18 protein-coding genes are annotated in these 21037 nt (G+C 70.6%); 6 read left to right on the plus strand and 12 right to left on the minus strand.

From position 1 onward, the window contains the following. Nucleotides 1-201: 201 nt before the first annotated feature. Complete coding sequence (locus tag BMY74_RS42780; protein WP_089927857.1) at nucleotides 202-513, minus strand: DUF3099 domain-containing protein; 312 nt, start codon at nucleotides 511-513, stop codon at nucleotides 202-204. A gap of 19 nt (nucleotides 514-532) precedes the next feature. After that, nucleotides 533-2269 (minus strand): glycosyltransferase family 4 protein, encoded by a 1737-nt coding sequence (locus BMY74_RS42785; RefSeq protein WP_089927861.1) that lies wholly within the window; start codon nucleotides 2267-2269, stop codon nucleotides 533-535. 185 nt (nucleotides 2270-2454) lie between these two features. On the opposite strand from BMY74_RS42785, the gene BMY74_RS42790 reads away from it, so the two are divergent. Then, the gene (locus BMY74_RS42790; protein ID WP_089927864.1) at nucleotides 2455-3714 is read left to right on the plus strand and encodes a nucleotide disphospho-sugar-binding domain-containing protein; all 1260 of its coding nucleotides are present in this window, start codon (nucleotides 2455-2457) and stop codon (nucleotides 3712-3714) included. A 176-nt stretch (nucleotides 3715-3890) separates the two neighbouring features. Here the strand turns inward: BMY74_RS42790 and BMY74_RS42795 are convergent, their stop codons facing one another. From BMY74_RS42795 to BMY74_RS42820, 5 genes are all read right to left on the minus strand, one after another. Then, on the minus strand, nucleotides 3891-4580 hold the full coding sequence (locus BMY74_RS42795; protein WP_089927867.1) for an anti-sigma factor: 690 nt from the start codon (nucleotides 4578-4580) through the stop codon (nucleotides 3891-3893). Beyond that, nucleotides 4561-5142 (minus strand): RNA polymerase sigma factor, encoded by a 582-nt coding sequence (locus BMY74_RS42800; protein ID WP_245786720.1) that lies wholly within the window; start codon nucleotides 5140-5142, stop codon nucleotides 4561-4563. Before BMY74_RS42800 ends, BMY74_RS42795 begins: the two co-directional genes overlap by 20 nt. A 112-nt stretch (nucleotides 5143-5254) precedes the next feature. Next, nucleotides 5255-5791: a hypothetical protein gene (locus tag BMY74_RS42805; protein WP_089927870.1), complete on the minus strand. Its 537-nt coding sequence runs from the start codon at nucleotides 5789-5791 to the stop codon at nucleotides 5255-5257. A gap of 339 nt (nucleotides 5792-6130) precedes the next feature. Then, the gene (locus BMY74_RS42815; RefSeq protein ID WP_245786717.1) at nucleotides 6131-7261 is read right to left on the minus strand and encodes a glycosyltransferase family 4 protein; all 1131 of its coding nucleotides are present in this window, start codon (nucleotides 7259-7261) and stop codon (nucleotides 6131-6133) included. Beyond that, nucleotides 7234-8391, minus strand: a complete 1158-nt coding sequence (locus tag BMY74_RS42820; RefSeq protein WP_089927876.1) for a lipopolysaccharide biosynthesis protein — start codon at nucleotides 8389-8391, stop codon at nucleotides 7234-7236. Before BMY74_RS42820 ends, BMY74_RS42815 begins: the two co-directional genes overlap by 28 nt. Before the next feature lie 209 nt (nucleotides 8392-8600). Between BMY74_RS42820 and BMY74_RS42825 the strand changes: the two genes are divergently transcribed. The 5 genes from BMY74_RS42825 (at nucleotide 8601) to BMY74_RS42845 (ending at nucleotide 15363) form a co-directional block, all read left to right on the plus strand. Then, nucleotides 8601-11327: an arabinosyltransferase domain-containing protein gene (locus BMY74_RS42825; RefSeq protein ID WP_177230217.1), complete on the plus strand. Its 2727-nt coding sequence runs from the start codon at nucleotides 8601-8603 to the stop codon at nucleotides 11325-11327. Continuing rightward, a complete protein-coding gene (locus tag BMY74_RS42830) occupies nucleotides 11324-11827 on the plus strand; it encodes a phosphatase PAP2 family protein (RefSeq protein ID WP_089927883.1) in 504 nt (167 codons plus the stop codon). Before BMY74_RS42825 ends, BMY74_RS42830 begins: the two co-directional genes overlap by 4 nt. After that, nucleotides 11824-12714, plus strand: a complete 891-nt coding sequence (locus BMY74_RS42835) for a decaprenyl-phosphate phosphoribosyltransferase (RefSeq protein WP_089927985.1) — start codon at nucleotides 11824-11826, stop codon at nucleotides 12712-12714. Before BMY74_RS42830 ends, BMY74_RS42835 begins: the two co-directional genes overlap by 4 nt. Nucleotides 12715-13018: 304 nt before the next feature. Then, entirely contained in the window at nucleotides 13019-14356 is a 1338-nt protein-coding gene (locus BMY74_RS42840) for a cytochrome ubiquinol oxidase subunit I (protein ID WP_245786718.1), read from the plus strand. Then, entirely contained in the window at nucleotides 14353-15363 is a 1011-nt protein-coding gene (locus BMY74_RS42845) for a cytochrome d ubiquinol oxidase subunit II (protein WP_089927886.1), read from the plus strand. The genes BMY74_RS42840 and BMY74_RS42845 overlap by 4 nt, the downstream gene beginning before the upstream one ends. Nucleotides 15364-15414: 51 nt before the next feature. Here the strand turns inward: BMY74_RS42845 and BMY74_RS42850 are convergent, their stop codons facing one another. The 5 genes from BMY74_RS42850 to BMY74_RS42870 all read right to left on the minus strand — a co-directional run bounded on the left by BMY74_RS42850 (nucleotide 15415) and on the right by BMY74_RS42870 (nucleotide 20925). Then, nucleotides 15415-15963, minus strand: a complete 549-nt coding sequence (locus BMY74_RS42850; RefSeq protein WP_089927888.1) for a type 1 glutamine amidotransferase domain-containing protein — start codon at nucleotides 15961-15963, stop codon at nucleotides 15415-15417. Between the two features lies 1 nt (nucleotide 15964). Continuing rightward, complete coding sequence (locus BMY74_RS42855) at nucleotides 15965-17119, minus strand: glutathione-independent formaldehyde dehydrogenase (RefSeq protein ID WP_089927891.1); 1155 nt, start codon at nucleotides 17117-17119, stop codon at nucleotides 15965-15967. Between the two features lie 117 nt (nucleotides 17120-17236). Continuing rightward, nucleotides 17237-17668 (minus strand): DUF1931 family protein, encoded by a 432-nt coding sequence (locus tag BMY74_RS42860; RefSeq protein ID WP_245786719.1) that lies wholly within the window; start codon nucleotides 17666-17668, stop codon nucleotides 17237-17239. 48 nt (nucleotides 17669-17716) lie between these two features. Beyond that, entirely contained in the window at nucleotides 17717-18796 is a 1080-nt protein-coding gene (locus tag BMY74_RS42865) for a glycosyltransferase family 4 protein (protein ID WP_089927896.1), read from the minus strand. Beyond that, nucleotides 18784-20925 (minus strand): amylo-alpha-1,6-glucosidase, encoded by a 2142-nt coding sequence (locus BMY74_RS42870; RefSeq protein WP_089927899.1) that lies wholly within the window; start codon nucleotides 20923-20925, stop codon nucleotides 18784-18786. Before BMY74_RS42870 ends, BMY74_RS42865 begins: the two co-directional genes overlap by 13 nt. Nucleotides 20926-21037 lie beyond the last annotated feature (112 nt).

The raw sequence follows: 21037 nt of genomic DNA on the forward strand, positions 1-21037 counted from the left end.
GCGACGCGCGCGGCCGCGTTGGCCGGCTTCGTCGGCGTGGTGATGGCACTCATGACTTCCGCTCCCAGAACGCCGGACCCACAGCCTCGATGAAGACGGCGCGGGTGATCGTCGATCGGTCCGTCTTCGACGGTAGGCGCACGCCGGGTCCATTGCACAACGATGAATCGTCATCACGGCCGGGTAGCTGAGAGATGTCCTTCATCGGGAAGAGCGATTCTCAGCTGCGGTGGTGAGCGCACGCCTGGTCGGCGTCATCTTGTGCGGCTTCTCGGCCTTGCGCGGCGGCCGGTCGTTGGCGATCAGGACCGCCATCCACGGCAGCGGCACGGACAGCAGGATGAGTCCGAGCGCCAGCCACCACACCTGTGCGAACAGCACGGCCAGCACGATGCAGGGGATGCGCATGCTCATGATGAGGGCGTAGCGGCGCCGCCGGGCCGTGAGCTGGTCCTGGTAAGAGGGCGCGGCAGAGGTGATCAGCACTGGCTGTTCACCGCGGTGGGAGTTCATGGATGACCTCCGTTCTCCATCAGGGATTCGTCGCGGTGCCCGAGCCGGTTCGTGCCTGCTGCGTCACATGCTCCGGTGACAGCCGGCGGTACAGCGCCGCGAACGGCTCCGCGACGGCGTCGATGTGGAAGCGCCGGCGCACGGTGCGCTGCCCTGCCGCCGCGATCGGGGCCGCGGCGGCGCCGAGCCCGACGACGTGTGCGAGCCCTTCGCCCAGCGACCGCGCGGTCGAGGTGTCGACCAGGAAGCCGTTCTCGCCGTGGTCGACGTAGCAGCGCAGCCCGCCTCGTTGAGGGCCGACCGCCGGCAACCCGGCTTCCATGGCTTCGAGCACGGCGATGCCGAACTCCTCCTTCGCGCTGGAACACGCGTAGATGTGCGGCGCCCCGGAAAGCGGGGGACTGGCCGCCAGTTCGTGTTGCAGCCGCCTGATGTCGCCGTTGGACCAGGCGGGGAGGACCGCGAGCCGCCCGCGGGCCGAGGGCGTGGACCGAGCCAGGTCGAGCAGTTCGTCGAGCACCGCCTGCTCGTCCGGTGTCCGGTCGGTGGAGGAGCCGCCGATGATCACCAGAGCGGTCCGGTGGTGCAGGCCTGCCTCCAGCCACGCCCTCACCAGCAGGGGCTGCTGCTTCATCGGGTGCAGCCGCCCCACGTTCAGCAGCACGGGCAGCCCTTCGGCGGTGGCGTCGAGGCGGGGCGAAGCCGAGGGGGAGAACAACTCCCGAACCAGCGACCGGGTGGACGGCGGGGGTGCCGGGGTGATTCCTTCCTCGAGTGCCGTCACCGTCGTGGGCGTGAGCCGGGGGAAGTGCGCCAGCACCTCGTCCTGCTTGCCGCCGATGGTGATGACCTGGTCCGCTCGCTCGACGAGGTGGTCGGCGGCGCGCACGCGGTGGAGGTCGAAGCGCATCGCCGTGAGGTCCTCGGCGTCGTCGAGATGGCGTTCGGCGAGATGCCGGTGCGGGTCCGGGGTGACGGTGAACACCAGCTTCGCGCCGAGCAGCCGTGCGGCGTCGGCCACGGCGAGGGACCCGTCGTCGGAGTAGCGGACGTGCACGACCTCCGGTGACAGGCCGCATCGCGGCAGGAGCTCGGTGAGCCACCAGGTGATCCCCGCCCTGTGGCGGGCCATGTCGGGCTGGGCGACCGCCACCGGCGAGTCGACGGGGACGTGCACCGTCCAGTGGTCGAGCTCGGGGTCCTTCCTGACGGTCACGGTGGTGGGTTCGTGCGCGAGCACGACGGTGATCACGCGGCCGATGTCGTTCCGCCGCACCAGGGCGTCCGCCAGGGACGACAGGAACACGCTGAGCCCGCCGCTCGCGCCCTCGCCCGGCCGCGCGGTGCCACCGATGAGCATCGCCTGGGCGATCACGGGTCCCGTGGCGGGCGGTGCGACCGGCAACGCGATGTCGTCGTGCAGCAGGTCGAGCATGAGCTTTTCGTAGGGGGAACGGGGTGTGTCGTCCACCGGCTCGCCGAGCGCGTGCAGGTAGCGCCACAACGCCGGGCCCGTGGCAGCGGCGCGCGCCTCGTCCGCGTTGAGCGGTGCGAGGCGGTGCGTGGTCGCGATGTCGAGCAGGCTCGCGGTGAGCTCGCGGTCCTGCGTGGACAGAAGTGCCCCGCGCAGTTCCTCGGTCACCGGTCCGGCGCCGTGTTCCCGCACCGTCGCGGGAACCTCTTCACACGTCAGGGAGAAGGTCCTCGGGCTCGGGTCCTGGAGCAACGGGGAGAGCAGGTCGTGGGGTGCCGTCACCTGCGGGGCGTTCCCGGCGCTCCTGGCTAGCAGCGCTCGCTGTACTTCGAGATGTGTCCGCACATCCGTTGTTCGAACCGGAAGGGGTGGTCGGATCGAACAATTTTCGAGCAGTAGCAACGAGGAGGAGACCTGTGTCACGGTTTGTCGTTGTCAGTCCGCCGTTTCGCTCCCACGCGCAGCCGATGTCCGTGTTCGCGGCCGCGCTGAACGCGGCGGGTGCGCGGGAGGTGACGTTCGCGTGTGGTCCTGAGTTCGCCGACCTCGCCCGCGGTCTTCCTTTCGCGGCACTGAAAACCACGCGCGACTCGAACAGCGGGATCGCGGAGCGGACCGAGCAGGACCAGCGCTCCGCAAGTGAGCTCACCGGCTTTCTCCGTGCCACCGAAGGAGGTGCGGCCGCCGCGTTGCTCGCGCAGACGCGCCGCAGGAGGGCGGAACCGCTCGCCGCGCCGGAGCAGGTGTGGCGCGGTGTGGCCGCGTTGCAGGAAAGCGTGCGGCCCGACTGGTACGTCGTCGACCAGATCGATTACGCCACAACGCTTGCACTGCACGCGTTGGGCCTGCCGTTCGTGTCCTACGTCACCGGTCATCCGAGCTACCTGGTCGCCGAGGACGACCAGTTCTTCGGTCTGCCCCAGGCCTGGCCGTCCGCGGTGCGGCCGGCACCGGCAGAGCTGGAGCTGCTCTCCGCCGAGGTCCGCCTCACCGATCTCGCCCTCACCGCCGCGTTCGCCCGCTTCCTGCGGGAGTTCTCGCCGGCCACGCCGGCGCCGCGTCGTGCCTTCGCGTTGACCTCCTCCCGCGCCGCGGTCGTCAACTACCCGGAGCTGCCCTGGTTGCCTCCGTTGCCGCAGCACCAGCCCCGGATCTTCCTCGGCCACTGCACGTCTCCCGAGGCGCTGGACGAGACCTGGCTCGACCGGGTCCGTGGCCGCCGTGTCCTTCTCGTGGCGCTGGGGACGTTCCTGTCCGCCAGGCACGACGTCCTGCGCACCGTGGTCCGCGGAGCACTCCGGGTTCCCGGCCTGACCGTCGTGGTGGCGGCCGGTGGCCGGGTCGCCGAACTCGCCGACCTGGCCGCGGATCCCCGCGTGGTCGTCGAGCCGGTCGTTCCGCAGCGCGCGTTGCTGCCGCACGTCGCCGCGATGGTGCACCACGGCGGGAACAACTCCTTCACGGAATGCCTCGAGGCGGGAGTTCCGGCTGTGGTCCTGCCCTTTTCCAGTGACCAGTTCTGCATCGCCCACGACGCCGAGCGCTCAGGTGCGGGCGTGTGCCTGGATCCCAACGCCGCCACACCCGAAGACGTGGAGAACGCGCTGAAGGCGGTGCTGGCGGACCCGAGCTCGATCGCGGAGCTGAGGGACGCCGTGCGGGCAGCGGGGCCCGAGCGGGGCGCCGCGCGGTTGCTGGAGGTGCTGGACCGGAACCCGGCGTCCTGACGGTAGAAGGGTCCGCACTCGTCATCGCGGCCGCCCGGTGTCGTCGGAGGAGCCACCGCTGGGTGAGAGACCATCCAGCGGTGGGCGGCACCTCGACTTCCCGTCCAGCCATGAATCCATCGTCACCCGCCGCGACAACGCCTGCATGATGGGCGCACGCATTCGCCGTGGCCGGCTCAGCTGAGGTTTCCCTGGAGCATGCTGACGCCGTGCTCCTGCTGACCCAGCCGCTGCGCGGACACGTCCACCACGCCGAAGGTGCGCAGGTCGACCCCCGCGGGGATCGGCATGTCGGCCTGCCCGCCCGTGAGCACGCCCAGGGGGATCATGACGGCCGCGCCGTCGTAGAGCCACACCTGGTACAGCCCTTCGGGTGCCGGCATTCCGTCCACCGACACGCGCAGCACGGTGCGGCCGTCGGTGCGCACGACCTGGGCGGTCCCGCGAGCGGTGTCGGGGGCGGTGCCCAGCCGGACCAGGTCCGTCTGCGCCACGAGCTGTTCGGTGACCGCGGGAGCGGTCCTCATGGCCCGCTCCACCACGATCGCGCCGGAGGCGCCGACCACGGCCGCCACAGCCGCGACGGCGAGGAACGCGCGCCAGCGGCGTGGTGGCCGCCGCAGGGGAACTACAGGCGCGATCGCCTCCTGGCCCGTCTCGGCCGCGATGCGGTTCCAGACGGCGTCGGGTGGTGCGGGCAGATCCAGTTCCGCACGGGCTTCGCGGCCGAGGGACACCACCTCGCGCAGCGCCTCCACCTCGGAGCGGCAGTAGGCACAGGTGCGCAGGTGGTCCTCAGTGGACCGATCAGGTGCCGGTTCGCCCAGCGCCAGCAACGTGAGCGCGTCAGGGTCGGCGTGTGCCACGGTCCACCTCCCACCGCTGCCTGAGTCGTGCCATTCCGCGCCTCAGATGGCTCTTCACCGTGCCGAGCGGCATGCCGGTCGCCGCGGCGATCTGGTCGTGCGTGAGGTCATCGTAGAAGGCGAGCAGAAGAACGCGTTGCTGCTGGGGTGGCAGCGCGGCGATCGCCTCCAGCATCACCATTCTGTCGATCACGCGTTCGGGCCGGACGGGCTCGTCGGACGTCGTGCCCGCGGCGGCCGCGTGGAGCACCTCGACCACGTGCTCGTCCCGGCCGCGAGAACGCAGCACGTCGATCGCACGGCGACGTGCGATGGTGAGCAGCCAGACGAGCAGACTCCCTTTGGCGGGATCGAAGCTCTCCCGGCTCCGCCACGCCGTCACGAACGTCGTCTGCACCACGTCCTCGGCGTCCGGCCGCGACGGCAGCGTCGCCGCCGCCACCCGCAGCACAGCCGCGGAATAGCGCTCGTAGACCGCGCGCAGCGCACCGTCGTCCCCGGCGACGAACGACTTGGTCGTCTCGTCGAGGGACTCGCTGGCATCGGCCATCACGGTGACCACCGCGGGCAAGATCGCACCACCTCACGGAATCTAGGGCTCGCCGGCCCGGTTCGCACGACGGCCGCGACGGGCCCGCTCACGACGGCGTGAGCGGGCCCGGACAGGGGCGTGCTCAGCGCAGGACCGGGTTGCCGTAGCCGATCACGAGGCCCGGGGTGAACGCGGTGACGCCGAAGGTGCCGTTCAGCACCGACGCGGCCCCCGGGGTCAGGGCGAGGGTGACGCCCTGCGGGGTGGCGGCACCGATGGTGAAGAGGTCCGCGCGTTGCCGGAAGCCCACCAGCCCGGACACCACCCCGCGGTTCAGGTCGATCGTGTAGTTGGTCAGGTACAGGCGCGTGTGACCGGCCTGCAGCACGAGTCCGCCGACGTGCTCGATCGTGCCGTCGGACGGGTTCCCGACGATGCCGAAGCTGATCGCCGATCCCGTCCTGCCCGCGAGGAAGGGCTTCACCTTCACCCCCAGCGAGGTCAACGCCGCCGCGGCCGCGGGATCGAGCGTCAGGTCGGTGCGCCCTTTGAAGAAGTTCCCCCATGCCGAGCTGTGAGTGGCCGAGGCGGGCGCGGCGGTGGCGGCGGGAGCCGTGGACACACCGCCCGCGAGAGCCATCCCGAGGGCAAGACCGGCGGTGATCATGCGGTTGCGCATCGAAGCACTCCTGTCCGTCGTGCGGAACTGGTCAGGAGGGGTACGACCGGCACGAACCCCGCGGATGCACCTCCGGAGAAGTTTTCTGGTGGACGACGTCGGGGTCAGCGTTTCGGCAGGGTTCAGGCCGGTTGCCAGTCTCGTGGTTCGCGCGACCGTCACGAAGCTGATGGTGACGCCGTGCCCATCGTCGATCAGGGTCTTGACGTCCTATCCGTCGCCCAGTTCGGTCCACGCGATCGTCGCGGGCTCGGCGAGCGGGTGCACCGCGGACAGCGCGTCGACGACGTCCGCGGTGTTCCACGGGCCGCGGAAGCAGCCGACCCGCAGGGGCGGGGCCTAGGCGGAACCGTCCGGCACCGGTCCCTGCTCGCGGGCGTGCTTCTCGAACAGCGCCTCGAAGGCGTCGAGCACGGCCGGGACGCTGAACTTCGCCGCGGCCGTTCCGTCGGAGACCGGGGGTTCGTCGCGCAACGACCGCAGTCCCGCGGTGATGGCCGCCGCGTCGCCGGGCGGCACGATGACGCCGAAACCGGTCTCCCGCACCGGGATGCGCACGCCGGGGAGATCGCTCGCCAGCACCGGCACACCTGCGAGCATCGCGACGACCTGCACGATCCCGAAGGCCTCGAACGCGTTCACCGACGGCAGGGCGAACACGTCGAGGGACGCGTAGAAGTCGCCGAGGTCCTCGTCCGGCACGAACCCGAGCAGCTTGATCCGCGGGTCGTCCGCGATGCGTTCGCGCACGCGGGCGATGACGCTGCCCCCGGCGACGTTGCCGAAGTCGCCGCCGATCAGCAGGCGGGCGGACGGGTCCTCCAGCGCGCGGAAGCCGTCGACCAGGTGCTCGACGCCCTTCTCCTCGACGATGCGGCCGAGGAACCCGACGTGCGGGCCGTCGCCGTCGCGGAACCTCGGCGTCCCGGCGGGGACCGGGCGGCAGGGCGGGGGCACGGCGGTCATGTGCGGCTGGATGGACGGCCACAGCCTGCTCTCCCGCGCGTAGTCCTCGCTCGTCACCGCGACGGCCGCCGCGCGCCGCATCGCGAGGCGGCTGGACGCGTCGATCACCTTGCCCTGCACCGCGTTCACCAGGCCGGGCGGCAGGCTGACGTCGCAGTGGTAGGTCACGACGACCGGGCACTTGGCCAGCGCGGCCACCGGGCCGGCCTCGAGCATCGGCAGGTGGAGGTTGAGCACCCTGGCGTTCGCCGACGCCTCGCGCACCATCGTGGCGAACGCCGGGCTGATCACGCCCTTGCCGAACCGGGCGAGCACGGGCGCGCGGCTCACGCGCACGCCGTTGATCGTCTCCTCGTGCGGCAGCGAGGGGTCGTGGCGGGTCGTGACCACGCAGACGCGTTTGCCGCGTTCGGCGAGCCCCTCCGCGACGTCCCGCGCGAAGTTGGTCAGGCCCGACACGTACGGCGAGTAGTAGGTCAGGGCGATGACGAGGTCGTCGAGCACAGTTCGCTCTCCTGTCGTGGGGATGTGAGCAGCCGGAGTCCGACGAGCAGTCCGGCGAGTGATCCGGTGAGGAACGCGATCTCCGCGCGAAGCACCAGGTCGGGGATGACGGCGAACGTCGCGGCGGCGGTCAGGACGCCCGCGATCCAGCTCCACGCGACCCGGCTGTGCAGGGCGTCCGCGACGAGGGCCTGGGTGGTGACGATCAACCCGAGGTGGGCGACGACGCCGACCGCGAGGAGCGCCAGATCCGCGGCGGACACGACGTAGAGAGGACCGAACACCAGCCGCACCAGCCACGGCCCGATCGTGAACGCCACGGCGACGCCGAAGCCCGCCGCGACGGTGAGCACGGCCGCGAGACGGGTCACGACGGTGCGCTTGCGCTTGCCCGCGAGCACGGGCAGCAGCGCCGTCTGCAGCGGGACCGCGACGAAGAGCGGGACCCTGGCGAGCAGGAAGGCCGCGAGGAACACCCCGGCGTGGGCTCGTTCCGCCGGCGTCGCGACCGCGCTCACCAGCACGGGGATGCCGTTGAGGAGCAGTTGCGCGCACAGGGAGCCGACGAGCAGCGGGGAGACCGCGCGGGCGAACTCGCGCACGGGCACTTCGCCGTCCTGCTGCCACCAGATGGCGGCCAGCACGGGCAGGTGCGCCACCGCGACCGCCGCCACGAGCGTCCACTCGAACTGCGCGCTCGTCGTGGCCCCGAGCCAGCCGGCGAGCAGCGCGAACACCACGCGCAGGGTAGTGTCGGCGACCAGCAGGCCGCCGTGCCACGCCAGCCTCCCGCTGCCGATCAGCGTGCCCCGCACCAGGAACTGCGCCGCGGACAGGAAGCACAGCAGCACGACGGCGGGGGAGACGAACACGGCCAGCGCGCCCTCGACGACCGCCATGCAGCCGGCGACGACGGCGGCCGAGCGCAGCGCGCGGGGGCCGAGGCGGGCCAGTTCCTGTTCCACGGGAAGGAAAGCGCCGAACCCGACGAGCAGCGCGATCGACCAGAACGCGCCGAAGTCGCTGTACTCGGCGGGTGAGACGTTGCGCGCGACGATCGCCAGGTAGGCGTTGACGAGCAGTCCGGACAGGACGATGCACACCCCGACGAGACCGAGCGCACGAACCATGGCCGGACCCTATCGGCCGCGCTGTGGCGATTTTCCCCTCCGTAACACGATTGCGGGGTATGGCAACGCAGACGTAGCAATGCGGGGGTTCTCCGGGGTTCTCGCGTAACGGGCGGTCGCTAGCTTCTGACGCCTCGCCCTTCCAAACCCCCTTAGGACATCGGCGCGTGACGACTGAAACGATTTCGCTCGCTCCCGAAACACCCGCGGTGACCGCTCGACCCGGACAGGGGAGGAGACGACGGCTGCTGGCCGTCGCGGTGGTGTCGGGTGCGCTCACGGTGCTGCTGTCGGCGTTGATGCCGCTCGCGCCCGTGACGATAAACGATCCCACCGTCGCGTGGCCGGAGAACGCGTCGGCGCCCAGATCCACGATGCTGGCGCTGAGCGCCTACCGGCCATTCGAGATGGACGCGCGCTTCAGTTGCGCGACAGCACGCGCCGCGCAGGCCAGTGGTGGTGTCGTGGTTGCGACCATCACGCCCTCGGCTCCGGCACGAGGCCTCGTGGTGAAGGCGGAGAACGACCGGCTGCTGGTCAGCGGTGTCGCGACGGTGGACGAGCCGCTGCCCGCGGGTGACTGCTCCTACCAGGTCACCGGCGACCGCGGCGGACTGAGCATCCTGCGTGACGGCAAGGAGATCGGCCGGTCCGCGACCATGCCGGACGTGCACGTGCTGGCGACCTCGATCACCGCGTCGGCGACCGCGGACCTGTCCGTGCGGATCAGGGTGGACGACCAGTTCAGCACCAGCCCGACACCGCTCAAGATCGTGCTGATGGGGCTCCTGGCGCTGTGCGCGGCGACCGCGTTCACCTGCCTGGTGCTGCTGGACCGGCGCGTGTCCCGCGAGCCGGCCCGGTTCCGGTGGCGGCTGAGCCCCGTCGACCTGGTCGTCCCCGCGATCATGATCCTCTGGCTGTTCCTGGCGCCGATGTCCGACGACGACGGCTACTACAGCGCGATGGCCAAGAACGTGCCGTTCGAGGGATATGTCGGGAACTACTACCAGATCCTCAACCAGGGCTTCACACCGTTCTCCTGGTTCTACTACTTCCTCGCCAAGTGGCAGGTCTTCGGCTTCGCCCCGGTGGTGCTGCGCATCCCCGCGCTGCTCTTCGGTCTGGTGACGTGGTTCGCCGCACGTCGTTACGTGTCGGGCAGGTTCAGCGGGGTCGTGCTCGGCGCGGCCTTCCTGGCGTGGTGGCTCCCGCTCGACATGGGGGTGCGGCCGGAGGGCGTCGTGACCATGTGCGGCATGCTCACGCTGCTGGCGGTGACGGCTGCAGTCGAACGCGAGCGGCTGGCGCTGCTGGCCGCCGCCGTGGGCGTCGCCGGCATCGGATTCTTCGCGCACCCCACGGGTTTCACGACTCTCGCGCCGTTGCTCGCGGGCCTGCCGTTCGCGTGGAAGCTGCTCACCAGGGACGCGGGCTGGCGCACGGTCGTGGCGAGGACGCTCGCCGTGCTGTCTCCCGGCGCGATCGCGATGATCATGGCGTTCAGCGACGGCACACTGCGCGATTTCCTGTACGCACAGGAGATCTTCAAGAAGATGGCCGGTTCGGAGACCTGGTACACGGAGTTCGCGCGGTGGATGTTCCTGCTGAACCAGGGCGACGCCATGGCGAACTACGCCAAACGCGCGCCGGTGCTGGTGTGCGTGGTCGCACTGGTCTGGTTCGTCGTGCTCGTCACGGCCGCACGTGCGCGCCGGATCGACGTCCCACCCAGGCTCGCGCTGGCGGGCTGGTCGACGTTGTTCGCGTTCTTCCTGCTGTGGCTGACACCCAGCAAGTGGACGCACCACTTCGGCAGCCTCGCGGGGATCGGCTCGGTGTTCATCGCGTTGATGCTGCTGGGCTCCGTGCCGTTGGTGCGGGAACTGACCAGCGACCGGCGCATGCCGGTGCCGGTACTGCTGGGCGGCATCGTCAGCGTCGTCGCGATGCTGGGCCTCGCGGGGCACGGCGCCAACCTGTGGCCCTACTCGTGGCACCTCGGGCTGCCGTCCACGGGTGTTCCGCCGCACGTGTCCGTGCTCAAGTTCGACAAGCCGTACTGGTGGCTCGTGCTGATCGTGGTCGTGGCGGTCGTGTTGTACCGGCGGGGCAAGGGTTCTCTCGCACCGGTCATCGCGATACCGGTCGTGGTGGTGATGTTCTTCTTCGCCAACATCGCCTATCTCGTGGGCGGTTTCACCGTCGCGACCGTGCGCACGCTGGACACGTGGTCACCGTGGGCCGCGAACGTCCAGGACCCGCTCGCGGAACGGTGCGTCGCGGCGGACGCGGTCGAGGTCGCGACACCGCAGCCGCTGGTCTCCCTGCCGGACAGGTGGTTCGCGATCCAGACCGATCCGATCGCGACCGTCGTCACCGGCGGCCCGGCTCCCGTCACCTACGAGTACGCGGACTCGAACGCGAAGGTGCTCGGCACCGGCGAGGTCACCGACAACGTGGACAGCACGGTGCGGCGCACGCTCCTGCTGCCACCGGCACCCGCCGGGGCCACGCAGGTGCGGCTCACCGGAGAGGGCGAGTTCACCCCGCCCGCCGCGCAGAAGTACGTGCGGCTGCGGGAGTTCCTGCCTCGCGAACCGGCTGTCGCGGTGGCGTGGCAGATCGCCTTCCTGTTCCCGTGCCAGCGCCAGCCGCGCGTCCAGGACGGCGTGATCGAACCTGTCTCCTACGCCGTGCAGTGGGGCGACACGCAGGCGCTCGGCCTGTCCGACGCGACCTGGCAACCCGTGCGCGGCGCGCTGTTCGGGGACGTCGTCACCACGCACGAGGTCACCGCGTTGCCGGCACGGCTGCGGGACACCTCCCGCCCGTACCCGATCCAGGTGTACCAGGCCACCCCTCTCTACGAGACCGGCCGGTACACGACCACCCGCGACACCCGGACCCGGATGGGTTGGGAAGGCGTTCGATGAGCGATCGTGAAGCGGAGGCGCTGGTGGCCGTGCAGACGGCCCTGGCCACGACACCCGTGGTGCACGCGGCCCGGCTGCTGTCGTGGTTCGGCGAGCACAGCGCGGGATGGCTGCTCCTGGGCGTCGCCGGCGCCGCGGTGGACCGCGCACGCCGTCCTGAGTGGACGGTCGCGGCCACCTCGGTCGTCGCGGCGCACGCGGCGTCGATCGTGGTGAAGCGCGTGGTGCGGCGGCGGCGACCGCACCACGCGCAGGTCCAGGTGCTGGCGGGAACTCCGAGCAAGCTGAGCTTCCCGTCGTCGCACGCGTCCTCCACCACGGCGGCAGCGATCGCCTACGGCGCGCTGACGAACCAGCCGCTGGTGCCGATCCTCGTGCCGCCCATGATGGTGAGCAGGCTGGTGCTGGGCGTGCACTACCCGACCGACGTGCTGGCGGGCGCCGTGCTGGGTGCCGTGGTGGCACGCGGCGTGCGGCGCGTGGTGTGGGGTCGTCGATGACCGTGGCGACCGAGACACGGCCATCGATCGTCCGGGGACTGATCAGGACCGCCCGGCCGCACCAGTGGGTGAAGAACGTCCTGGTCCTGGCCGCGCCCTTCGCGTCGAGCAGGATCGCGGAACCCGTCGTGCTGCGGTCGGCGGCGCTGGCGTTTGCCGCGTTCTGCTGCGCGGCCTCGGCGGTGTACCTGGTCAACGACGCGAAGGACGTCGAAGCCGACCGGGCCCACCCGAAGAAGCGCCACCGCCCGATCGCGGCGGGCGTGGTCCCCGTGCCCCTCGCGTTCGGCACCGCCGGTGCGCTGATGGCCGCGTCGCTGGCGATCGGCGCGGTGGCGGGCTGGAAGCTGCTCGTGCTCATGGCCGTCTACCTGGTCGTGCAGCTCGGGTACTGCTACGGCCTGAAGCACCAGCCCGTCCTCGAACTGTGCGTGGTCGCCTCCGGGTTCCTGCTGCGCGCCATCGCGGGCGGCATGGGCGCGGACATCGAGCCGAGCCAGTGGTTCCTGCTCGTGACCGCGTTCGGGTCGCTGTTCATCGTGGCGGGCAAGCGGTACGCCGAGATCAAGCTGTTCCACGAGACCGGAGCCGCGATCCGCCACTCGCTGACCAGGTACTCGGAGACCTACCTCCGGTTCGTCTGGGCCACGTCGGCCGCGGTCATGAACATGACCTACGGCCTGTGGGCGTTCGAGCTCGGTCAGCGCACGGGCAGTCCGTGGGCCGCGCTGTCGATGGTGCCGTTCGTCATCGCCGTGCTCCGCTACGCCGTCGACGTGGACAGCGGCAAGGCGGGCGCGCCGGACGACCTGGCCCGCTCCGACCGGGTCCTGCAGTCGCTGGGACTCGCCTGGGTGGTGACGGTCGCGCTGGCGATCTACCTCTGAGCGCGTGCAGCGGACTGCGGCTCCGGCCCGAGCCCGGTCCGCTGTCACCGGCCCGTCGTGGAACGGACCGTGCAGTAACCGCTGCCGCCGGTCGGACGGCTCGCCCGACGGGGTAACACCGCGGTGAGCGCCACGTCGGACGTGGCCGAGCTCGCCGTGCCGGGCCGGTGGACGGCGGAGGTGAACAGCGGGAGGTCGCGTGAGAGGACGTCCTCCGCTTCGGACTGACGTTCGCCGGCGGTTGTTTGGCCGGGGAACGCGCGGGTAGTCCGGCCACGTCGGGCGACGCGTGGTCGGGAGGGTCGTGCTGGAACACCTGGCTGATGCGAGCGCGAATCTGTACCCGGCGCGGATGCAGATGGCGCTGTCGCTGGGGTGGCACATCGTGTTCGCCTGCTTCGGCATCGCCTTCCCGGCGATCGTCGTGTTCGTCGAGTGGCGGAGCCATCGGCGCCGTGACGAGGTGCTGAACGCCTTGGCGCACAAGTGGGCCAAGGCGATGGCCGTGCTGTTCGCGGCCGGTGCGGTGTCGGGCACCCTGCTGTCGTTCGAGATGGGCATCCTCTGGCCCGGGCTGATGGGCCGGTTCGGCGAGGTGTTCGGGTTCCCGTTCGTGCTGGAGGGGTTCGCGTTCTTCGTCGAGGCGATCTTCGTCGGCGTGTACCTGTTCGGCTGGAACCGGTTGTCGCCGCGGGCGCACATGCTCAGCGCGCTGCCGATGGTGGCCGCGGGCGTCGTGGGTGCGTTCTGCGTGGTGTCCGCGAACGCGTGGATGAACAACCCCACCGGGTTCCGGCTGGACGAGCAGGGCAACGTGGTCGACGCGCGGCCGTGGGCCGCCATGTTCGGTCCGTCGGCGTGGGCGCAGTTCGTCCACATGTGGCTCGCGGCCTTCATGGTGACGGGGTTCCTGATCGCCTCGGTGTACGCGGTGGGCATGCTGCGCGGCCGGCGGGACCGCTACCACCGGGCGGGACTGCTCATCCCGCTGACCGTCGCCGCTCTGGCCACGCCGGTGCAGATCGGTGTCGGGGACTGGATCGCCAACGTGGTGGCCGACAACCAGCCCGCGAAGCTCGCGGCGATGGAGGGCCAGTACGAGACGACCTCCGGCGCCGGGTTGTCGCTCGGAGGCCTCTACTGGGACGACCAGCTGCACTACGCCGTGGAGATCCCGTACGGGCTGTCGCTGCTGATCCACCACGATCCGGACGGTGTCGTGCCCGGCCTGGAGGAGGTTCCGGCCGACGAACGACCACCCGTCAACGTCGTGCACCTCGCCTACAACGCCATGGTCGGCATCGGAATGGCGCTGCTGCTGCTCGCCGCCTGGTACGGGCTGGTGTGGTGGCGGAGGCGGCGACTGCCGCACAGCGCGTGGTTCCTGCGCGCCGTCGCGGTGTCCGGTGTCGCGGCGGTGGTCGCGATGGAGGCGGGGTGGATCACCACCGAGGTCGGCCGGCAGCCGTGGGTCGTTTACGGCATCCTGCGCACCGCTGACGCCGTGAGCCCGGCGCCAGGGCTCGGCTGGGGCCTGGTCGCGGTCGCGGGCGTTTACACCGTGCTCACGGTCTTCACCGTGGTGGTGCTGCGCCGGTTGGCTCGTGATCGGGACACCCCGGTGCCGCAGGAGCGGCGATGACGCTGGCGGAGGTGGTGCTCGGAGCGGCGTTCGCGGGCCTGGTGGCCTACGCGTTGTTCGGCGGCGCGGACTTCGGCGGCGGTGTGTGGGACCTGCTGGCAGGCGGCACGGAACGCGGGCGCCGGGTGCGGGACCGGATCGAGCACTCGATCGGCCCGGTCTGGGAGGCCAACCACGTGTGGCTGATCTTCGTGCTGGTGGTGCTGTGGACCGGCTTCTCCCGCGCGTTCGCCGCGGCGGTGACCACGCTGTACGTCCCGCTCACGCTGGCGGCGTTCGGCATCATCGCCAGGGGAGCGGCGTTCGCCTACCGCAAGAGCGTCAGCACGCCGGGCATGCGCCGCCTCTTCGGCGCCGCCTTCGCGCTGTCCTCGCTGCTGACACCGTTCTTCCTCGGTGCCGTGGTCGGTGGCGTGGCCTCCGGCCGGGTGCCGCCCGGCATCGCCGAGGGTGACGTGGTGAGCAGCTGGGTCAACCCGACGTCGTTGCTGGGCGGCAGCCTCGCCGTGCTGGTCTGCGCGTACCTGGCGGCGGTGTTCCTGTGCGGCGACGCCCGTCGTGACGGCGAGCACGACCTGGCCGACGCGTTCCGCCTGCGCGCCCTGGTGACCGCCGCCGTCGCGGGCGCGGTGGGCCTGGCCGGGATCGCCGTGCTCCGCGCCGACGCGCCGGAGCTGTTCGACGGACTCGTCGGACGCGGCCTGCCGGTCGTGGTGTCGTCCGTCGTCGCCGGGCTCGGCGCCCTCGCCCTGCTGCTGACCCGCCGTTACACCGCTGCCAGGATCGCCTCCGCGCTCGCCGTCACGGCGATCCTGATCGGGTGGGCGGTCGGGCAGTACCCGTACGTGCTGCTGCCGTCCCTGACCGTCGAGCAGGCCGCGACCGGCCGCAGCACTCTCGTCGCCCTGCTCGTGGCGTTGGGGGCCGGAGCGCTGATCCTGGTTCCCTCGTTGGTGTATCTCTACGTGCTGTTCCAACGTCCTGTCGGGCTCGAGTCTCACGAGTGAGGTGCCGGTCTCAGCGTCATCGACACCAGGACCGGCACCTCACCGCACGACTCACGGGGTTTTGGCGAACTCCTGCACGATCCGCTCGCAGAAGGCCGGCAGGTCGTCGGGCGACCGGCTGGTGGTGATGTTGCCGTCGGTGACGACCTGCTCGTCGACCACCTCGGCGCCCGCGTTGCGCAGGTCGGTGCGCACGCTGGGCCACGAGGTCAGCCGGCGTCCCCGCGCGACGTCGGCCTCGACGAAGTTCCACGGCCCGTGGCAGATCGAGGCGACCGGCTTGCCCGACTGCACGAACTCCCGGACGAACCGCACCGCGGTGGGTTCCATCCGCAGCTTGTCCGGGTTCACCGTCCCGCCCGGCAGGAGCAGCGCGTCGTAGTCGTTGACCGACACGTCGCCGACGAGCCGGTCCACCGCGAAGGTGCCGGCGTCCTCGAGGTCGTGGTCGCGCGCCTGGATCTCGCCCTCGGCGAGGGAGACCACGACCGTGCTGGCTCCGGCGTCGTCGAGCGCCTGCCGCGGCTGTTCCAGCTCGACCCGTTCCACGCCGTCGGCGGCGAGGATGGCGACCCGGCGTCCGTTCAGCTCTCCTGCCATGTCAGGCACCCGCCATCGCGGGGTGCAGGACGACCTTCGTCCAGCCGTCGTCCCGCTTGTCGAAGTGCTCGTACGCCTCCGGCGCGCGGTCGAGGGGCAACTCGTGGCTCACGATGAACGACGGTTCGGCCTTGCCGCCGGCGATCAGGTCGCGCAACTGCCGGTTGTACTTCTTGACCGGCGCCTGGCCGCTGCCGATGTGCTGGCCCTTGAACCAGAACAGGCCGTAGTCGAAGGCGAGCTTGCCCTGCTTGGCCAACTCGTCGCTCGCGCCGGGGTCCTGGGGCACGAAGACGCCGACGTTGCCGATCTTGCCGGTGAAGCGGACCGAGGCGACCAACCGGTTCATGGTCAGCTCGGGCTGCTCCTTGCCGTCGGGATCGTGGGCCTGGTAGCCGACGCACTCGCAGCCGTTGTCCGCGCCGAGCCCCAGGGTCTCCTCCAGCACTGCCTGCACCGGGTCGACCTTCGAGTCGTCGATCGCGATCGCGCCGATCGACTCGGCCAGCCGCAGCCGGTCGGGGTTGCGGTCGACGACCATCACCTTGCTCGCGCCCCGGATGGTCGCCGAGAGGGCGGCCATCAGCCCGACCGGGCCGGCGCCGTAGATGACCGTCTGGTCGCCCGGTTTCACGCCGGCCAGCTCGGTGGCGTGGTAGCCGGTCGGGAAGATGTCGGCGAACATCACGTAGTCGGTCTGGCGCTCCTCGGCGTCCTCGCCCAGCCGCAGGCAGTTGAAGTCGCCCCACGGCACGCGCAGGAACTCCGCCTGCCCACCGGCCCACGGGCCCATGTCGGCGAAGCCGTACGCGGCGCCGGCCATCTTCGGCTCGGGCTGGGCGGTCAGGCAGTAGTTGGTCAGCTGGCGCTCGCAGTTCTTGCAGTGCCCGCACGCGACGTTGAACGGCAGGACGACCCAGTCACCCACTTGAACCTTGTCGACCCCGGCGCCGACCTCGACGACCTGGCCCATGTTCTCGTGCCCGAACCAGCGCCCGGTCTCGAAGTCGGTCCGCCCCTCGTACATGTGCAGGTCCGAACCGCAGATGTTCGTCGACGTGATCCGCACCAGCACGTCGGTCGGCCGCTCGATCCGCGCGTCCGGCACGTCCTCGACACTGACGTGCCGCGGGCCCTCGTACACCACTGCCTTCACGACTTCCTCCTCCTCGTCACCGGCGCCTGCCTCCGTCCGGGCAAGCCCTTCAGGGGCGAATACCCTTGAGAGACCGTCCAAACCTGTTGTCCACTGTGGATGGGTCTCTCCGACTCTTCACAGCAGCAGGTCGAACAGCCGGAAAGCCGACTCCCAGTGCGTGGTCCGCGGGTTGGCCAGGTCCGGAGCGAGGATCTTGAAGGTGTGGGCGAGCCCCAGGCTGATGCCGCCCGCGATGCGCGGAACCCACGCCTCGGCCTCCTCGGAGAGGGTGATGTCCGGTGGCCGCGGTGCCATCTCGTCGAGGACGTCCGCGAGTTCGGAGAAGAGCTTGTCGAACTCGCGGACGCGTTCCTGGAGGCCTTTGGTGATCGGGAAGTCGTGGGCTTCGACCACGTCGCGTGCGTTCGTCTTCGCCGTGATCCCGGCCATCAGGTACATGTCCTGCAGTTGCTGGTCCAGGAAGTCGTTGTAGCGCTTGAGGTCCTCCTTGTCGACGTCAAGACCCGCCGCGGTGCGGAAGAAGTGCTCGAACCTGGTTGCGTTCATGACCGGCATGGTCGGCTCCTCGCTGCTCGAGTGCGTGCGGAACGTGGGTCAGCGTCCGCTGACCAGCTTGAGGCCAGGCCCGTCGCGTCCGGCCGTTCGTGCCACGACCGATCGGTACACCGACTCGTAGCGCTGTGCCATCAGCGAGACGTCGAAGCGTTCCTCGGCGTCCGCCCGGCACCGGGCAGGGCTCAGCGACCCGACTCGGCGCAGTGCGTCGGCCAGCTCGTCCGGGGTGTCGCAGACCCAGCCCGTCTCGCCGTGCGTCACGACCTCGGGCACGGAGCCGCGCCGCAGTGCCACCACCGGTGTCCCGCAGGCCAGCGCCTCCGCCATCACGAGGCCGAACGGCTCCTCCCACCGGATCGGGAACAGCAGACACCGGGCCGCGGCGAGCAACGCGAGTTTGCGCTCGCGGTCCACCTCGCCGAGCCACTCGACGCCGTCGCCCTCCCGGAGCAACGGTTCCACCACCTCGTCGAAGTAGCGGATCTCGTCCCGCTCACGGCACTTCGCCGCGATCAGCAGGCGGACCCCGGCGGCTCTGGCGGCCTCGATCGCCTCGGGGATGCCCTTCTCCGGTGTGGACCGGCCGAGGAACAGGGCGAAGTCCTCCTTGTCCTCCCGGAACGGGAACTCCGCAACGGCGACGGCGTTGTGCACCGTGGCCACCCAGTTCAGGCCGGGTGCCTGGGTGCGTTGCGCTTCCGAGAGCGCGACGAGGTGCACGCTGTCGCCCAGATCCCGGTAGTACCGGCCCATCTCGCCGGTCACCGGACCGTGGGCGGTGACCACGGTGGGCAGCATGCGTCCGCGGGCGAGCAGCGGTCCGGCCAGCGAGTGGTCGTGGACCAGATCGACGTCGAGATCGGCGAGCACGTCGGGCAGCGCCGCCGCGTGCACCACCTCGGGCATACCCATGCCCATCCTCTTTTCCTGTGCGGCAACCGAAATCGACACGAAATCCGCGTTCGTGCCGTTCTCGCCGACGCCGATCAGCGTCACGTGCACGGCTTGTCTCAGCAGCTCCTCGGTGAGGTCCGCGCACATCGATTCGATTCCACCATAGGCCTTCGGCGGGAGCTCGAACCACGGAGGCGACACCATCGCGACCTTCAGTTCGTCCATTTCGGACGAGTTTCCCGGAAGGGGCCGGCGAAACCAGGGGACGTGTCGTGCGAAAGCACTATTTCCGTTGGCAGACCGGAAACCCGGACCTCCGAGTCGACCTCCACGGTCACCCGTGTTCCGGCCAGCGGCACGTTGTCGATCGCGATCGGCAGGAACTCGTCCGGCAACGCCGGCGCGAGCCGCACCTTTCCGTCCGGCACCGCGGGTTCCAGGCGCAGCAACACTCTCAGCAGGTGCACGGGTGACGCCGACGCCCACGCCTGCGGCGAGCACGACGTCGGATAGGGCACCGGACGTGCGTACTCGGTGCGGTCGAAACCGCACAGGAGCTCGGGCAGCCTGCCGCCGAACGCTTCCGCCGCGTCGAACAGCGCGCTCGCGAGGCGTTGGGCGTGGTCGACGAACCCGTACCGCATCAAGCCTGCGGCCACGATGGTCGAGTCGTGCGGCCACACCGATCCGTTGTGGTAGCTCATCGGGTTGTACGCGCCCATGTCGGACGAGAGGGTGCGCACACCCCAGCCGGTGAACATCTCCTTCGACATCAAGGACTCCGCGACCTGTTCGGCCTTGTCGTCGTCGACGATGCCGGTCCACAGGCAGTGCCCGACGTTGGACGTGACGGAGTCGACCGGCCGCTTGGCGTGGTCCAGCGCGACGGCGTAACGGCCGAGCTCGGGCAGCCAGAAGGCGTCGTTGAACTTCTTCTTCAGCGCCCGGGCCCGGTCCTCCCAGTAGCCCGGATCGTCGCCGGCCACACGGGCGAGACACGCCCGTGCGCGGAACGCGGCGTACACGTAGCCCTGCACCTCGCACAACGCGATCGGGCTGCTCGCGATGGTGCCGTCCGCGAAGTTGACGCCGTCCCAGGAGTCCTTCCAGCCCTGGTTCACCAGCCCGCGCGGGGTCGTGCGGTGGTACTCGACGAATCCGTCGCCGTCGCGGTCGCCGTGGTGGTCGACCCACTCGAGGGCGCGGTCGGCGTGGGGCAGCAGCGCGCCCATCTGGTCGTCGCCGATGCCCCACCGGCTCAGTTCGCCCAGCAGCATCACGAACAACGGCGTGGCGTCGGCGGTGCCGTAGTAGACGTTGCGCCCGCCGAGCGCGAGGGAGGAGTCCGCGCCGAACCTGATCTCGTGCAGGATCCGGCCGGGTTCCTCTTCGCTGTTCTGCTCCACGGCCTTGCCCTGGTGGCGCGCGAGCGTCTGCGCGGTGCCGAGCGCCAGCGTCGGGTCGATCGGCAGCGCCATCAGGGACGACAGGATCGAGTCGCGCCCGAACAGGGTCATGAACCACGGCGCTCCGGCCGCGATCACCGTGTCCTGCGGCCGTTCCGGGTCGAAGATGCGCAACGCGCCCAGGTCTTCCCTGCTCTGCTGCAGGGTGCGCATCAGCGACGGCGCACCGAAGACCCGCAGCACCGGCCCACTCTCGTGCCACTGCCGCGCCCGTGTCATGGGCGCGGACTGCTCGACCGGCTCGTCCAGGGGGAACAGCGCGGGCGCCAGTTCGCCGTCCACGACCGGTCGCGCGGTGACGCGGGTCGACCACTCACCCCTGGCGGGCACCCGCGCGTGGAACGTCAGCCGGTCCAGGTCGTACTCGGCGTGATCGGCGCTCACCCGCACGCCCCGGCTGCCGCGGTGCAGTTCGAGGCCGTCCTCCCGCGCCTCCGCGCCGGACCGGCGCTGGTCGGCGCGCACGCGGTCCTCCTTGACCTCGAAGAGGTCGGCGAAGTCGGCCTGCACGTGGACGGTGAGCGTGACCTCCAGATCCTCCGGCCCGTAGTTGCGCAGCACCACGTCCTCGCGCATGCCGGCGCCGACGTACCGGGTGCGTTCCACCAGCAGCGTGCTCTCGCCACGCCGGCCGAGGACCGCTCGGCCGAGGAACGTCGTGCGGAACGGTTCCGCCGGGACCGCGGTGATCGGTTCGGTGGCCGCGTCGTCGATCCGCACGCGCCAGCCGGACACGATCCGCGTGTCCAGGAAGAAGATGCCCTGCGGTCCGCCGCCGTGGATCTCGCCGTCGTGCCCGCAGACGCAGAAGGACGTGCCGTTGACCAGTGTCACGGTGCCGCCCGAGAGCGCGGCGGGTTGACCCTCGAACGCCCAGCCCCCGGTCATGGCGTCCCGAGGTGGCCGGGTGCACCGTCCTGCCGGCGCCCGGCAGGGTTGATCGTGGGCGTCATCGTCCCGCCTCCTCCCGTGAATGCCGTCACGAAGACCCTGGCAAGGT

Origin of the sequence: Lentzea albida (genome assembly GCF_900111005.1) — a bacterium.
GTDB classification, from domain to species: Bacteria; Actinomycetota; Actinomycetes; order Mycobacteriales; family Pseudonocardiaceae; genus Lentzea; species Lentzea albida.